Here is a 15,063-nt window from a genome sequence, read left to right on the forward strand (position 1 = left end):
GCTCATGCGTGGAGGCAGAGTTCTTGCCGTCATCGCCATGATCGTGGCGATGCTGGGCGCCGGTTTCGGTGTGGCGGCGGCGGAGAGTGGGGGAGTCGCCGCCGCGAACGGGGTCGTGGCGGCGGGGAAGACGGGGCGCGTGGACGCGTGCTTCGCCGGGGCCTGTGGCAGCGCGACGTTCACGCGGGTCAACAGCCAGTACTACAAGCCGGTGAAGATGTCGGTCAAGGACAACAAGTGCGACGGGCACCCGGTCTACATCCAGGCGGGCGTCTGGGACATCACGAGCATGACCGCTCCCACCTGGCTGCCCGCGCGGTACAACAAGTCGGGCTGCAAGGGCGGGTACGCGGTGTTCAACTCCTACATCAAGTGGAAGTACCCGATCAAGGGCCTGGTGTTCCGCGTGTGCGTCGACGACGCCGGGCCGAACACCTGCCGCACAGCGCACTGAGTGACCTCGGCCCGGGGCGCCCGCCCCGGGCCGAGCGGCGGGCCAGGACGGGGCGATGCGGTAGCGGAAGGTGCGGATCATGGGAGGTGGACGGAGAGTGCGGCGGAGTCTGGTTGCCCGATGTGCCTACCCGGGTCATCACCCCACCGGGTCCGAGTGGCCACGAGATCGGCGATCTGGGTGCCCCACAGCCGAGTGCGGGACGCCGTCTGATGAGATTGGTATGCACGAACATCACCACGAATAACCCCCATCGCGAGCACGGCGGTCCCGCCGTGAACAGCGGCACCCACAGCAGCCCAGCGGGCCTCCGCCACATCTCGGTGCAGGCTGGGTCTCCTCGGTCCGCCGCACTGGCGACGCATCGCTTCACGGGGGCCCGGCTGACACGTCATCAGGATCATCACCATCTCGTGCTTGGCCCAGCGGCCGAATCCGCGTACCCGGTGTAGCGCTGGTTCTCCAGAACCGATCGGACCGTGCTGACCTCTCAGCCGTCCGCCGCGACCTGTGGCGGGTCTGGTCTGGCTGCCGTGCCGGTGGGCAGGGGATGCCGTACTGGTGGTTCGGGCTGCGTCGGGCCGCAGCCGAGGAGGCCCGGCAGGCACCGCCCATGCTGCCGGGCCGTTCGAGTCCGTTGTGCGCGTTCTTCTGGGGCGGCTGTTGGTTAAGCCGCTAACGGTCGGCGGGCACGGATGCGGTTTCGGGCGGCGAGGTACCGGGTTTCCGAGGTGCCGCGGCGCGCTGGGTGCCGATCAGGCACAGCACCGCGCCTAGTGCGATCCAGGCGGCCAGCACGGTGATGGCCTGGTCGGCGCCGCGGCCGTCGAAGAAGGCCGTTGAGCGGAGTAGGTGGCCTCCTGCCCCGGGGGGCAGCAGTTGGCCGAGTGTGCCGGTCCAGCCGGGCAGCATCTCGGGTGCGGTGGCTGTGCCCGAGAGGGGGTTGGCGATGAGGACCAGGCCGACGGCGCCGATCCCGATGCCCGCGTACCCGAGCAGGGATTCCAGCCCGAGGACGGTGAGGGAGGTGGCCGCGACGGCCAACGCGATCGCGCTGGCGTTGGCCGGATACGACCCGCTCAGCGAGCCGAGCCAGAACTGCAGGATCGCGGCCACTGCCAGGCCGCCGGTCACCGCGAAGGCGAGTGCGCCGGTGACCCGGCGGCCGGTGCCGCGCACGAGCCTCGTCAGCAGCACCGCGGCCAGCAGGCCGCCCATGACCAGCGGGAAGGCGCCCGCGGCCAGGCCCGCGCCGCGCGGGTCGTCGGCGGGCAGGGCGGCGAGGTCGCGGACGGCGGTCGGTGCGCCGGGCTCCCCCGGCTGGCCGAGACCGGTCGCCATGGTCCGCAGGGTCTGGGCGATCGCGGCGCTGCCGCCGGAGGCGACGAGGACCTGCGGGCTGCCGGAAGTGAGGTCGATCGCCCCGTACACCTGCCGGTCGCGGATGAGTTCTTCCGCCGTCGCGGTGTCGGCGACCTCGGTGACGTCGAAGCCGCCCGGCAGCCGCTGGTCGAGCGCGGCGCGGACCGGCGCGACGGCGGCGGCGGGTCCGGCGACGGCGATCGGGACATCGTGCGGCGACGACCGCACCGACGGCCAGGCGAAGGCGACGAGCAGCACGCTGATGATCGCCGTGAGAACGCCGACCACTCCGGCCACTATCGGCCATGGTGACGGCTGGGCGCCTGCGGCGAGCGGTGCTCGCGTGGTCATGTCTACTCCTCGAACAGTGGGGCCGTGAGCGCTGCTCATCGCAGGCTGAGCGGGGTCTCGGACTCGATGTGGGTCAGCTTGCGCGGGTTGCGGACGAAGTACAGGCCGGTGATGCGGTCGTCCTCGACCCGCATCGCGATGACGCCGTCGAGTTCGCCGTTGACGTGCAGGGTCAGCGCTGGCCCGCCGTTGACCGCGGTCAGCTCGACGGTGAGTTCGACGTCGTGCTTGGTGAGGCCGCCGACGATGAAGCGGGCCACCTTGTCGGCGCCGATGACCGGCCGCGGGGTGGCCTGCTTGACGCCGCCGCCGTCGCTGATCGCCACGACGTCGGGGGCGAGCACGTCGAGCAGGCCCTGCAGGTCCCGGGTGGCCAGCGCGCGCCGGAACGCCCGGGCGGCGGCCTCGGCCTGGCCCGCGGTGACGGAACGGCGCGGGCGGCGGGCCTCGACGTGGCGGCGGGCGCGGTGGGCGATCTGGTGCACGGCCGCCGGGGTCTTGTCGACCGCGGCCGCGATCTCGTCGTAGCCGAACCCGAACGCCTCGCGCAGCACGAACACCGCCCTCTCGGTCGGGCTCAGCGTCTCGAGCACGAGCATCAGCGCCATCGACACGCTCTCGGCGAGTTCGACGTCGGCCGCGACGTCCGGGGTGGTGCGCAGCGGCTCGGGCAGCCAGGAACCGACATACGACTCCCTGCGGCGTTTCAGCGACCGCAGCCGGTTGAGCGCCTGCCGGGTGGTGATCCGGACCAGGTACGCGCGGGGGTCGGCGACAGCGGTCGCGTCGACCGCGACCCAGCGCAGCCAGGTCTCCTGCAGGACGTCATCGGCGTCGGCTCCCGAGCCGACCATCTCGTAGGCGACGGTGAACAGCAGCCTGCGGTGGGCGAGGAACGTCTCCGTCGCCTCGATGACGGCGCGGTCGCCCGGTTCCTTTGTGGTCATCTGGGTCTCCCGTCCTGGCGCGACGACCGCGCTCATGTCCTATGTGAGCGGTGCCGCGACGTTCTCACGCCGCGCCTGCAGCAGCTGCGGCCGGTGCTTGCCGTCCTTCGGCCAGTGGTGCGAGCCGGGCTTGCGCGCCTCGGTCACCAGGTGCTTGACGCTGGCCTCGCAGGAGAACTCCTTCAGCTTCTTCCCCGCGCCCCCGCTGAAGTAGACCGGCACCGCGGTCTCGTCCTTGCGCGCGAGCTGGAAGATCCCCGCCTGCCTGCCGAAGCTGATGCACATGGCCGGGAACGCCAGGTCGACCGGCCTCGGCTGCTCGCCCGCGATCCGGCTCAGCACGGTGTCGGCGGCGTGGGCGCCCAGGCATCCCGCGGCGTAGGCGCTCATCCGGAACGGCAGGCCGGACGGCGCGGACGAGTCCCCCGCCGCGACGATGCGCTCGTCGTCGACGCTGGTCAGGGTCTCGTCGGTGAGCAGGCGCCCGACGGCGTCGGTGCGCAACCCGCTGCGGGCGGCCAGGTCGGGCACCTCGAAGCCCGCTGCCCAGAGCGTGACCCGGCTCGGCAGGGTCCGGCCGTCACCGAGTTCCACGGCGTCCGGCGTCACCGCGGTGACCGCCGTCTCCTGGCCTTCGACGAGCGCGACCCCGAGCCTGGCGAGGTACTTGCGGGCCTTGCGCCGAGCCCGGGGGTGCAGGTACGGGCCGACGACACCGCCGCAGACCAGGGTGACGGCGCGCCCCTGCTCGGCCAGCTCCGCCGCCGTCTCGATGCCGGTCGGACCGCCGCCGACGACCGTCACCGCTGCCGTCACGGGCGTGTCGTCGAGCACGGACCGCACCCGCTGCGCCGCCTCCAGGGTCGCCACCGGGTAGGCGAACTCGGCCGCGCCCGGGACCCGCGGGCCCGCACTTCCGCTGCCGACCGCGTAGACCAGGTGGTCATAGCCGATGTCGTCGCCGTCGGCCACCACCAGGCCGCGCCCGGCAGCGTCGATCCGGGCCGCGCTGTCGACGACCAGCCGGACCCGGTCGGCCAGGACGTCCTCGTAGGCGACGACCGCGTCGTGGGTGCCCGCCACCAGCTGGTGCAGCCGCAGCCGCGGGACGAAGACGGGACGTGGATTGACCACCGTCACCGTCACGTCGTCGCGCCGGGTCAGGCGGTTGGCCGCCATCACCCCGGCGTACCCGCCGCCGACCACGACCACCTCGATGTTCTTGCCCATGCTGTCCCCTTTGCTCGGAGGTTCGGCCACAAGACACCGGGCGCGCCCCGATCCTGACAGCGTGTGAAGCAGATCACCCGCCGCCGGGTTCCTCCAGGCGGTGGACGGCGGCGGTAGCGGGGGGAACAGCAACTCGGAGGGCCGTGGTCGAGCACGAACACGTGTCGGCTCCGATGAACACCGGCGGCCCGCGTCCGACGCAGGCGGCAGCTGCTGACCCTCGCTGTGCTCTGCTCCACCGACCGCCCGGTGGACGGGCCGATACCCGAAGCCGGGGTGGGTGTCCGGTGGTGGAGTCGTGGGGTGAGACTGGCTCTGTGAAGGCGACTGTGTGGGTCGACGGGTGGCAGATGCAGTGTTGCGGGGAGCCGTTCGTGGTGGGTTCCCGGGTGGTGTGGTCGGTCACCGAGCCCGACTCGGAGTGGCTGGCGGTGGTCGCGGGTCCGGCGCTGGCGGTCGGGGTGACCCACGCCGAGGAGCACCACAGTGACGGCCAGCGGGACCTGGATTCGCTGGAGGGAGTCGTCGTGGCGATCCGCGCGGTGCACTACCGGGCGGCGCCGGATCCGTACGGTGATCCGCGGCAGCTCCACCCCGTCGCAGGGTCGGCGAAGATCGTCACTGTCGAAGAAGCGACCGGGTGGGACGAGGTCGAGGACTTGAGCTTCGCGGGCTATCTCGTGAACCTCGGCGAGCGTTGATGGTCGTGCGCACGCGAATCTCGTGGGATCACTGGTCGCGCTGGGCTGCTAGTCAATCTCAGTCGGCTTGGAGGACGAAGAACAGGAAGCCCAGGAAGCTTGTGCCCGCGAATTCCTGGAACACCTCGGGGAACACGTCGCGGGCCGTGGGCGCCGGTGGTGGCTCGCTGATGACGGTGATGCGGAAGCCTGCCGCGGTGAAGGCGTCGGTCATCGCGTGGAGCGGGCGGTCCCAGAAGGTCAAGCGGACGGTCTGCCCGCCCAGGGTCCACTCCTCGGTTCGGTTGCGGGTCTGGAAGTAGTCGGGCTTCTCCCCGGCCATGCGCTGCATCAGGGTGATGACGAACGGGTGCTCGACCGAGACGATGAGCCGTCCGCCCGGCCTCAGCACGCGGCGCAGTTCGGCCAGTGTCGGGCTCCAGTCCCGCAGGTAGTGCAGCACCAGGGAGGCGATGACGTCGTCGAACGAGTCGTCGGGGAAGGGCAGCGGGTCGGCCAGGTCGGCGATCCGCAGGTCCGCGTCGGCGCCCAACCGCCGCCGGGCCAGCTCCAGCATCCCGGCGCTCGCGTCGACGCCGGTCACGGCCGCGCCTCGGTCGCGCAGCGCGGCGAACAGGGGGCCCGAGCCGCAGCCCGCGTCGAGGATCCGCCGTCCGGTCACGTCTCCGGCGAGCTCCAGCATCGCGGGCCGCTCGTAGTAGGCGTTCATGAGGCTGTTCTCGTTCTCGGCCGCGTACGCCTCGGCGATGCTGTCGTAGCCGTTCGCCTGGGCCGGACCAGCGGGAAGCGCGCGGCCTTCCGGAGTCGACGTCATGCTCAGAGGACGTCCGGGCAGTGCACGCGTTGCCCACACCCCCGCGCCGCGAGTCGTTCCTGGAGGCGGGCGTGGCGGAACTGGTACACGGCGCCGACCTGGCGGAGCACTCCCCGGCGGTGGGCGTCGTCGAGGAAAGTCATGAAGTCCAAGGGGATGTGGCCATGCGCGGCCAACCAGAGCCGCGTGAACGCGAACGTGCCCCACGCGCGCGCCACGCACACGGTGAGTCCGACCCCGAGCCCGAAGATCGTGCCTGTGGCCAGCGCCGCCGTCGGGGTGCCGCCGGGCACCGTCTGCCCGCTGACGACCGCGCCTGCGAGCCCGTAGGCCCAGGTCCCCGGGCTGCGCAGGATATAGCGGCCGAGCAATGCCGAGGCGACCCCGCCGCCCAGCGCCAGCTTGTAGTCGAAACCGGGGACGAACGTGCCGATAGCGGGCGCCTGGGCAATGGCGAGCCCGTAGAACAGGCCCACCGCCACCATGAAGGACACGGTGAACGACAGCGTCGCCGTCCGGTCGTTGCCCAGGACAGTCGCCGGGCTGGACACCCGGTTCGCGTCCAGCGGTGTGCCCAGCCAGACGTGGACGCCGACGGCCAGGCCGAACACCACCATCAGGAGGCCGACCACCCAGGCCGACAGCGACCAGCCCACGCCGAAGCTGATCCCGATCACCATCCCGACGGCGAACCGGCGCGCGAAGCTCGCCCCGGTGCCGCGGAACCGGCCCTGCACCCGCACCGGCCCCGGGCGCCTGCCCGCGCTGTGGGTGACGCAGCCCGCCGCCGCGAACGCCCCGCCGTAGATCACCCCGATCCACAGGCCCGCGACGAGCCAGCCGGTGGACAGGAACAACAAGGCGGGCGGCAGCCCGAGGTACAGCCCGACGACGACCCTCGGCACGGCGCTGTCGAGTTGCCACCAGGCGAGGTCGCGGGTGCGGCCGCGCTCCAGGTGGCGGGCGAGGAAGCCCAACCACCGCTCCGCGTGGTCGAGATCGTAGTCGCGCACAGCACGTCGGCGGTCGGTTGGTGCAGGTGGGGGCGGGTTTCGGGTGTAGACCGCGGGCAGGTAGGCGTCGAGCAGGTGGCCCTCAACGGCGGCGCGATCGGGAAACCGCGCCGTGTCGCACAGCTCGCCGGGCTCCGTGGCGGGATGCGCGTAGGCGGTCCTGGCCAGATCGACCATCAACGGGGTGCGCAGAGCCTGTGCGAGCACTCCGTCCGGCTCCGCGCGCAGCCGCTGGACCACCGGCCGCCAGCGGTCGTCGCCGAGCCGCTGGCGCGCGGTGAGGAACCCGATGGCGTTCTCGAGTTCGACCGGCTCGATCTCCACGACCGCCGCCCTGGCCAGGAAGGAACCCGCCTGGTTCACCGCGAGCTCGTATTCCGCGCTGCGACAGGTCACCACGATCGGACGGCCGCCCGCGACGGCCTGGTCCAGCGCCTCGATCGCGGCCGCGTGCAGCGCGGGCGGGGTCTCGTCGAGGCCGTCGAGCACCGGGATGACCCGGCCTTCCAGCACCAGGCGCAGCGCGGCGTCCTTGCCGTACGCGGCGGTGTTGGCCAGGCCGGGGTACTCCTCGACGAGCCTGCGGGCGAGCCAACCGTGCAGATGTTCCTGCCGCGGGTTCCACGAGGCGAGGGACAGGAGCACCGGCACCGGCTCGTCCGGCGGCGGATCGGCGAGCAGTCCGAGGGTGAGCAGGATGGCCAGCACCGTCTTCCCGGCCCCGGGGTCGCCGAGCACGACCAGCTGGCGGGACGGAACCTGCCGGAACTTCGCGACCACGTCCGCGAGGTCCCCGTTCAGGACCAATCGGTCCCGGCCCCCGGCCCGCCGCTCGCCCAGCACCGCCGAGGCGACCGCCGCCACCTGCCGCTCGGTGCTGGACCACGTCAACGGCACGGGCTCGGGCCGGTTGAGGCAGCGCATCTCGGCTTCGGCCCTCCACTGCCGAGCGATCGCCGCCGCGAGCTCACGAGCCGCGGGAGCCAAGTCGTCCTGGTGGCCCGACGCGGTCGTTTTGTGGTCACCGGGGTACTCGACGCGGGGCTCGCCACGAAGGATCCGCTCGTGCAGTGCCCGCACCTCGGCGCCGGGATCGATCCCGAGTTCCTCGGCGAGGTTGGTCCGCAGCCGGTGGAACACCGCCAACGCGTCCGCCTGCCGCCCGGCGCGGTCCAGCGCGACCATCAACTGCGCGTGCGGCCGTTCGCGCAGCGGATGCTCGGCGACGACCTCCGCGAGCTCGTCGGCGACCTCGCGGTACTCCCCGAGCGCCAGCCGCCAGTCTGCGCACAGTTCGATCGCGTCGAGTCGCTGCTCGTCCCATCGGGCCGCGCGCCCGGCCACCATGACGCTGTCGATCCCGTCCAGCGCGGGACCGCGCCACAGGCTCAACGCCGACCGGATCGCCCGCACCCCTTCGGCGAGGTCTCCCTCCGCGACGGTCCGCCGGGCTTCCGCGACGAGCCTTGTGAATCGCAGCGCGTCGAGTTGGTCCTCGCGGACGACGATCCGGTAGCCGGGCCCGTCGGTGCGGATCAGGCCCGTGCAGCCCAGGCGTTCGCGTAACGCCGAAATACAGTTCTGGATCTGCTTGGTGGCGGTCGCGGGGGGTTCGTCATCCCATGTCGCCTCGATGAGTTTCGTTATCGGGACGACCGAATTCGGCGCCAACAGCAGCGCCGCCAGCACCCGCTGATGACGCGCGCTGGGCAGTGCCAGCCGCCCCCGCTCCGTCCACACCTCCAACGGGCCGAGCACACGAAAATCCACGTTCCCCGGTCCTCCCCCAGCCGGTGACGGTGCCGATCGAGCATAACTGACCAGGGATAACCAGGGGAATGACGACGTGGTGACACCGCGAGGACAGGCAACGGCAGGGTGGCGCCCGGGTCATGCGCCGGAATGCTCGCCGATAGGCGAGGATTTTTCGCTGGCCGCGAGCACCGTGCCGAATTCCACGCCGGGAGGCGCTCTCACAGACGTTCCCGCCGCTGCGCCTGCAGGCGAGCTGCTCGATTCGATCAGGAATACCTCTGGGGAAGGAAACTGCTAGTTATGATCATCGGAAGATTGCGCCGGTTGCCTGCCGGTTCGCGCATGGCCGCCGCCGTGCTCGCCGTCGCTATCGCAGGCGGCGCGCTCACCGCCCCGCAGGCGGCAGCCGCCGGGCCCGTCGAGGGCGCGCCCATCGCTAAGGCGGAGATCACGGACGCGCTGCGGTCGGCCTATGAGTACGGCAGGCGCTCCGGCGAGCTGCGGGCGGAGCACCCGTCCGCGGCCGCGCCGCCGGAGAACTGCCTGGAGGTCAACTACGTCGCACGGCACCGCGTCCAGTACCGGTATGCCGGGTCTGACCGTTATGAGACCGCCGTCTGCACCTCGTACTCGACCTGGGCCGACCACGACGCCACCCACGGGCCGAAGGCGAACGCCGTGGTGCTCGCCCGCGGCGACCTGTACGCCGACGCGCTCGCGGGCGGGCCGCTGGCCGGGTACGAGAACGCTCCGCTGCTGCTCAACCCTCCGCAATCGCTGCTGCCCGCCGTCAGGACGGAGATCCAGCGCGTGCTGGCCCCCGGCGGCACGGTCTACCTGCTGGGTTCGACCGGCGCGCTGTCCGCCTCGGTCGACTCGGCGCTGACCTCGGCCGGTTTCGTGACCAAGCGGCTCGCGGGGTCGGACCGCTTCCGCACCGCGATCCGCGTCGCCGAGGAGATGGCGACGACCAACCGGTTCTTCGTCGCCACCGGCACGGACTTCGCCGACGCGCTGCCCGCAGGCGCGTTCGCGGCCACGTACAACCTCGGCATCACCCAGGACGACGACCCCGCGACGACGATGCCGATCGCCCTGCTGTTCACCGACCACGACGTGATGCCCGCCAGCACGAAGGACTTCATCACCACCCGCTGGTTCGAGCACGGCCGCACGACCCTGTACGCGGCGGGCGCTCCGGCGAACACGGCGGCCTTCCGCGCCTTCGGTGGGGATTCGCTGTACTCCTTCGTCGGCGAGGATCGGTTCGACACCGCCGCCGAGGTCGCCGAATACCTCTACACCGATGTCGACAACAGGCTCGTCGCTCCCGGCGTCGGCCTGGCGAACGGGATGAACTTCCCCGACGCGCTGGCGGGCACGACGGTGCTGATGCGTTCGGCGCATCCGCTGCTGCTCACCCCGCCCACCACGCTTGTCTACGCGACCAGTTCGTTCCTGCGGCGCCACAGGGACGACCACCACGATCCGGAGTCGGGCCAGCAGATGGGACACCTCAGCGTGTTCGGCGGCACCCCGGCGGTCTCCGCGGACGTGGTGCGGGAGGCTGTCTCGGTGTACCTGGGCGGATGACAGGAGTGGGAAGAGTGGATTCGGCGAAGCTGGTCTCGTGCGCGGTGTTCGCGGCGCTGCTCACCGCGTGTTCGAGTGGTGGCGACTCGACCAGCGGCGGTTCGACGGGCGATGGCACGGCGGAGACGACGGACGCGGGCGCAGTCCCGACGAGCGCGCCTCCCGCGTTCGACGACTTCCCCGGCGACGGTGTCGTGTTCATCCAATCGGGTATGCGAGTCGGGGTGAAGACCAAGGCGATCGACTCCACCTGGACCACGGAGGTGATGGGCAGCCCGGCGAACCCCGGCTACCACTACCTCGCCGTGTGGATCGCCGTCACCCCGGAACTGGCGGACCGAGGGGCCGATGAGGTGAACATCGACAAGGTCTTCCACCTCCGCTACAAACCGTCCGGTGGCACGTGCGGGGGATCGCAGCCCACCACGTCCGGCGGCTACTGCTACCACCAGGGCAACCCGGGCAGCCAACTCGTCGCCTTGGAGGACGGCGGGTGGCGCGACCACCAGTGGGAGAAGGGCGAGTACGTCCGCAGCGCCCTCGACCGCGGCGAGACCCGCTTCGGCCAGATCGGTTTCCAGATCGACGACACCGTCGAGCCGAGCGAGTTCGAGCTGTGCACACCGAGCAGGGAGGAGCCGTTCTCCACGGAGAGGTTCCCCTGCACTCCGGTCAAGGCCCCGGACGGTTCGCGCTGATCCGCATTTCAGGAGAGTCCGGCGCCGGACACCAGTGAGAACGACGGTCCCCGGCCGCTCAAGGCGGCCGGGGACCTTGCTTCTGAGGGCCACCGTGCCCGGTGGCCCCGGGGGCGTGCCTGATCCGGTACATCAGGCACGGCGTTCGGCGCGTTGCAGCCCTGTGGCGAGCCGGAGCCCCTCGCTTGGGGCGCGGTCGAGCAGGTCGACCGGCGTGGCGTACCGCGATCTCACCAGCGCAATGTGCGAATCGTCCGGATTCCGGGACAGGGGCGGCGCGGGCATGTGACAGTGTCGCCATGCGGACTACCTGCCTCGTCCTGGGGACGCTGAGCCTGCTGATGTCGGCCATCTGGGTCGGCATCGGCCTCCTCGACCTCCTCGCCGGTGGCCCGTCCACCTCCAGCCCCGCAGTCACCGGACTCCGGATGAACGCCGCGTCTGCGGCCGCGATCGACCTGAGGGGCTTCGACTTCGGCACGACCTCCACGCTGGCACAGGTCTCCGCGATCGCGGGCGTGGGATGGATGATCGCCGCCTCCGCCTTCAAGCCCGCCCAGACCGCCCCGAGCACCACACCGGACGGACGACACTGGCAGCCCCCGCTCCAGAACCACCCCGCTCCCCAGGCGCAGCCGTACGCGCCGCAATGGCAGCAGCAGGCCCCACCCCACCAGCACCCCGAACAGCAGAGCTGACCGGACGGACGCTAGCCAGCAAGGGTGATCCGGGCACGCCGCCAGAGCAGATCACTCCGCCTCACACGCCTTAAAATCCACGGCTGACAGAAGGACCCAACTGATCGGGGCGGAGCGTGCCTGCTGTGAGGGCATTCACCCGCAGACGGTCGAATGCGCGGGTTCCCGCAGGACGTGCCAGGAAGTCTTTGATGCGTAGCGCGCACGCGCGTGCGCTGAGCACGCTGGTGTCGCACTCGATGTCGTAAAGGCCATGCGCGTGCACCATCGCGAGCTGCCCCTCCGCTTGGCCGATTTCCCGGTCGCCCCTGCTGATCTCGCGGCGGCGCAGCTCTTCGAGATCGCAGTGCACTCCGACGAGAACGACATCCAGCCCGTTCATGACCGCAAGGCAGTCGATCAGCCTCCAGGGCTCGCTCAGCACGTGGTCCATCACCACGTCGTTGCCCGCGTGTGCCATGCCTGCCACGGCTCGGTGGAAGCCTGCCCTCGTGTGGACGAGCACCTCACGAATCCCGTCCTCACCGAGTTCGAGGGTGCGTTCCTTGGCCCTCAGGCCATTGATGACGTCGACGCTCATGGCGAAATAGGGCGTGTCCAGCACCGACAAGAGTTGCGCCGCGATGCTGCTCTTCCCTGAACTCGATACACCGTTCAAGAAAATGATGCGCCCCTTGCGGCTGGCCGCGAAAACCACGACCAGCACTCTAGCATTTGGACGTCAATCCCATCATCGGTCGGGAACATCCGGGCAAAGCTGTCGGTCACCACCGGTCGAGGTGGAGGGTGGTGTTCAGTGGGGGGCGGGAGGCGGGGTGGAAGTCGGCGCCGAGGTGGTAGGCGGTGGGGATCAGGGCGCCTTGGTGGATGCCTTCGGGGATGGCCAGGAGGTCGGCGACCTCCTTTTCGTGGCGTAGGTGGGCGGCGGTCCACGTGGTGCCTAGGCCGTGGGATCGGGCGGCGAGCATGTAGCTCCACACCGCGGGGAGGAGGGTGCCCCAGAGGGCTGCCTGGTTGCCGGGAGATAGGGGCGCGCCGGTTTCGACGCAGGCCAGGACCAGCACCGGGACCTCGCCGAGGACCTGCGCCAGATAAGCGGCGCTGTCGATCGAGCGTCGCTGGGTGCCCGTCAGGCCCGTCGACGGGACCCTGCCCGACCACTGGTCCGCGAATGCCGACCGGTAGATACGGCCGAGTTCGGCGCGCGTGTCCGGATCGGTGACGACGAGCCAGTGGGCCGGGGTGCGGCCGGAGCCGCAGGGGGCCTGTTGGGCGATGCGGAGGCACTCCTCGACCAGGGGCAGGGGGACCGGGCGGGTCAGGTCGAGGCGGCGGCGGACGGAGCGGGTGCGGGTCAGCAGGGCGTCCGCGGTCAAGGGGGCGGTGAGCACGGGGGTCTCCTCGGGTCGATCACCAGGCGACGGGGAGTTCCCAGAGGCCGCGGATATACATGTCGGTGCGCCAGCGCAGGGTCGCGTCGGCGGCGGCGATGCGCAGGTCGGGGAACGTGCCCAGCAGCGCGGTGACGCCGATGCGCAGTTCGACGCGGGCCAGTTCGGCGCCGACGCAGTGGTGGGCGCCGTAGCCGAAGGCGACGTGCGGGTTCTCCGCGCGGTCGAAGTCGAGGGTGTCCGGGTCGGCGAACACGTCCGGGTCGCGGTTGGCGGCGTCGGGGATCGGGATGACGACCTCGCCCGCGCGCACCACCTGGCCATGCGACAGCTCGACGTCCTCCATCGCCACGTGCGGGACGCCGCCGGTGGCGTTCCCGCAGACGTACCGCAGGATCTCGGCGATCACCGGGTCGATCGGGCGGTCGAGCAGCTCGGGATGGCGCAGCAGGTGATGAATGACCGTCGCGAGCGCGTTGCTGGTCGTCTCATACCCCGCGACCAGCATCCCCGCGGTCATCACGACCGTCTCGACCGGACTCAGCGCGCGTTCCGGCGAGCGGGGGTTCAGCATGTCCGCCACGAGCCCCTGCGCGGCGCGGCCCGCGGCGAGGTCGGTCGCGACGCCGGTGACGAACGCCGCGACGTACGCCTGGAACCCCGCGTGCGCCTCGGCTACCGCCTCCGCCGGGTAGCGGCCCGCGGACATCATCGGGTCGACCCACTGCCTGAACAGCGGAATGTCCTCCTCGGGCAGCCCGAGGACGCGGCACATCACCCGCTGGGTGAACGGCACGGTGTAGTCCGCGACGAGATCGGCCGGGGAGCCGGACTCGGCCAGCTCGGCGAGCTGCGCCTTGGCGACCTCCTCGACCATCGGCGCCAGCTCGCGGACCCGCCGGGCGGTGAACGCGTGCGCGACAGCGGAGCGGCGGCGGGTGTGGTCGGGGGCGTCGACGGTGATCAGCGGCAGCGACTCCGGGGACCGGGCGAACAGCGTCCCCTCGTACGCGGCCCGGCTGAACCGGGGGTCGGACAGCACCAGCCGGACGTCCTGGTGCCGCGTCGCCAGCTTCGCCTCGCGGCCGTTGGCCAGCCGAACCGTGGGCAGCACCGGGCAGCGGCGCAGCTCCGCGTACTCCGGCGGCGGCTCGACGCCCTCGGACACGGCGAACGGGAAGGACGGCAGGTCGGTCACAACAGCTCCAACAGGTTGGCGATCACGGGACCGGCGAAGCCGGTGAGCAGGAACGCCGCCGCCAGCCCGTACGGCCAGCGCGGCAGGCGCCGGAACCGCAGCGCGGCCAGCACCGGGAACACCAGCGGCAGCACGACGACCAGCGCCGCGGGCGACCACGGCCGCGCCGCCGCGACGAGCAGCGCGACGCCCACCACGGCGCAGCCGACCGCGGTGGCCGCGCTGCCGCCCACGCCCAGGGCCGTGACGTACGTGCGCTCGCCGGGCCTCGGCCGCCGAACCGTCTTGCGGGCGAACTCGAAGTGCGCGAACAGGAACGCGGCCACCACGACGCCCACCGCGCCGGACCACGACGGCCCCAGCCCGGTCGAGTGCAGGAGGCCCGCGTAGAGGAACCCGTTGAGCAGCAACTGGACCGGCAGCGCGAGCGCGTAGTTGACGAACAGCGCGTCCCCCGACGGCCATCCCGTCCGCCGCTCCACAGTCACCATCACCCCGACGTACGCGAGCTGCACGGCCAGGAGCGCGGCCACCGCGGGCCGCCACGCGTTGGCCGCCAGCACCACCGCGGCCCCGACCGCGAGCAGCACGGCCAGGTCCTGTGTGGACACTGCACCGCTGGCGAGCGGGCGGTCTGGGTTGCGGTCGCGGTCGTAGTCCAGGTCCCGGATGTCGTCGACCGCGCGCATCATCAGCAGGACGACCAGCATCGTCCCGACCGTGACGACGATGTCCGCGCCGGGGACCCAGCCGGTGATCCGGGTGTCGGTCAGCGCGCAGGCCGCCGTCGCGCCCACCGCCCAGGCCACCGCCAGCGGCAGGTACGCCGCGGGCGGGAAGCTGCCCCGGATATACGCG

General features: G+C 71.5%; 14 protein-coding genes. 5 read left to right on the forward strand and 9 right to left on the reverse strand.

The features are described 5' to 3' along the window. Positions 1-4: 4 nt before the first annotated feature. Positions 5-454, forward strand: coding sequence for a hypothetical protein (locus tag Actkin_RS16330; RefSeq protein ID WP_229786823.1), 450 nt, complete (start codon positions 5-7; stop codon positions 452-454). 675 nt (positions 455-1,129) lie between these two features. On the opposite strand, the gene Actkin_RS16335 is transcribed toward Actkin_RS16330, so the two are convergent. Genes Actkin_RS16335 through Actkin_RS16345 form a run of 3 tightly spaced genes read right to left on the reverse strand, consistent with a single transcriptional unit; the run spans position 1,130 to position 4,344 of the window. Then, on the reverse strand, positions 1,130-2,167 hold the full coding sequence (locus tag Actkin_RS16335; protein ID WP_258903252.1) for a hypothetical protein: 1,038 nt from the start codon (positions 2,165-2,167) through the stop codon (positions 1,130-1,132). A gap of 35 nt (positions 2,168-2,202) precedes the next feature. Then, positions 2,203-3,114: an RNA polymerase sigma-70 factor gene (locus Actkin_RS16340; RefSeq protein WP_258903253.1), complete on the reverse strand. Its 912-nt coding sequence runs from the start codon at positions 3,112-3,114 to the stop codon at positions 2,203-2,205. A 39-nt stretch (positions 3,115-3,153) separates the two neighbouring features. Then, positions 3,154-4,344, reverse strand: coding sequence for an NAD(P)/FAD-dependent oxidoreductase (locus Actkin_RS16345; protein ID WP_258903254.1), 1,191 nt, complete (start codon positions 4,342-4,344; stop codon positions 3,154-3,156). Between the two features lie 287 nt (positions 4,345-4,631). On the opposite strand from Actkin_RS16345, the gene Actkin_RS16350 reads away from it, so the two are divergent. Further along, the gene (locus Actkin_RS16350; RefSeq protein ID WP_258903255.1) at positions 4,632-5,045 is read left to right on the forward strand and encodes a DUF6578 domain-containing protein; all 414 of its coding nucleotides are present in this window, start codon (positions 4,632-4,634) and stop codon (positions 5,043-5,045) included. Between the two features lie 58 nt (positions 5,046-5,103). Here Actkin_RS16350 and Actkin_RS16355 read toward each other — a convergent pair whose 3' ends face one another. Together Actkin_RS16355 and Actkin_RS16360 are read right to left on the reverse strand one after the other, a co-directional pair. Next, positions 5,104-5,859, reverse strand: a complete 756-nt coding sequence (locus Actkin_RS16355; protein ID WP_258903256.1) for a class I SAM-dependent methyltransferase — start codon at positions 5,857-5,859, stop codon at positions 5,104-5,106. Positions 5,860-5,861: 2 nt separating this feature from the next. Then, positions 5,862-8,642, reverse strand: a complete 2,781-nt coding sequence (locus tag Actkin_RS16360; protein ID WP_258903257.1) for a BTAD domain-containing putative transcriptional regulator — start codon at positions 8,640-8,642, stop codon at positions 5,862-5,864. 285 nt (positions 8,643-8,927) lie between these two features. Here Actkin_RS16360 and Actkin_RS16365 point away from each other — a divergent pair, with 285 nt between their 5' ends. The 3 genes from Actkin_RS16365 to Actkin_RS16375 all read left to right on the forward strand — a co-directional run bounded on the left by Actkin_RS16365 (position 8,928) and on the right by Actkin_RS16375 (position 11,616). After that, positions 8,928-10,220 carry a cell wall-binding repeat-containing protein gene (locus Actkin_RS16365; protein WP_258903258.1) on the forward strand — a complete coding sequence of 431 codons (1,293 nt, stop codon included), beginning with the start codon at positions 8,928-8,930 and terminating at the stop codon, positions 10,218-10,220. 14 nt (positions 10,221-10,234) lie between these two features. Next, positions 10,235-10,918 (forward strand): hypothetical protein, encoded by a 684-nt coding sequence (locus Actkin_RS16370; RefSeq protein WP_258903259.1) that lies wholly within the window; start codon positions 10,235-10,237, stop codon positions 10,916-10,918. Positions 10,919-11,217: 299 nt separating this feature from the next. Then, positions 11,218-11,616, forward strand: coding sequence for a hypothetical protein (locus Actkin_RS16375; protein ID WP_189210419.1), 399 nt, complete (start codon positions 11,218-11,220; stop codon positions 11,614-11,616). A 70-nt stretch (positions 11,617-11,686) separates the two neighbouring features. Here the strand turns inward: Actkin_RS16375 and Actkin_RS16380 are convergent, their stop codons facing one another. The 4 genes from Actkin_RS16380 to Actkin_RS16395 all read right to left on the reverse strand — a co-directional run bounded on the left by Actkin_RS16380 (position 11,687) and on the right by Actkin_RS16395 (position 15,002). Beyond that, positions 11,687-12,313: a chloramphenicol phosphotransferase CPT family protein gene (locus Actkin_RS16380; protein WP_258903260.1), complete on the reverse strand. Its 627-nt coding sequence runs from the start codon at positions 12,311-12,313 to the stop codon at positions 11,687-11,689. A gap of 67 nt (positions 12,314-12,380) precedes the next feature. Continuing rightward, on the reverse strand, positions 12,381-13,007 hold the full coding sequence (locus Actkin_RS16385; protein ID WP_396122730.1) for a nitroreductase family protein: 627 nt from the start codon (positions 13,005-13,007) through the stop codon (positions 12,381-12,383). A 19-nt stretch (positions 13,008-13,026) separates the two neighbouring features. Next, the gene (locus tag Actkin_RS16390; RefSeq protein WP_258903261.1) at positions 13,027-14,205 is read right to left on the reverse strand and encodes a cytochrome P450; all 1,179 of its coding nucleotides are present in this window, start codon (positions 14,203-14,205) and stop codon (positions 13,027-13,029) included. After that, positions 14,202-15,002, reverse strand: a complete 801-nt coding sequence (locus Actkin_RS16395; RefSeq protein ID WP_258903262.1) for a hypothetical protein — start codon at positions 15,000-15,002, stop codon at positions 14,202-14,204. The genes Actkin_RS16390 and Actkin_RS16395 overlap by 4 nt, the downstream gene beginning before the upstream one ends. Positions 15,003-15,063: the final 61 nt, after the last annotated feature.

Source organism: Actinokineospora sp. UTMC 2448, from assembly GCF_024760565.1.
Taxonomy (GTDB): domain Bacteria; phylum Actinomycetota; class Actinomycetes; order Mycobacteriales; family Pseudonocardiaceae; genus Actinokineospora; species Actinokineospora fastidiosa.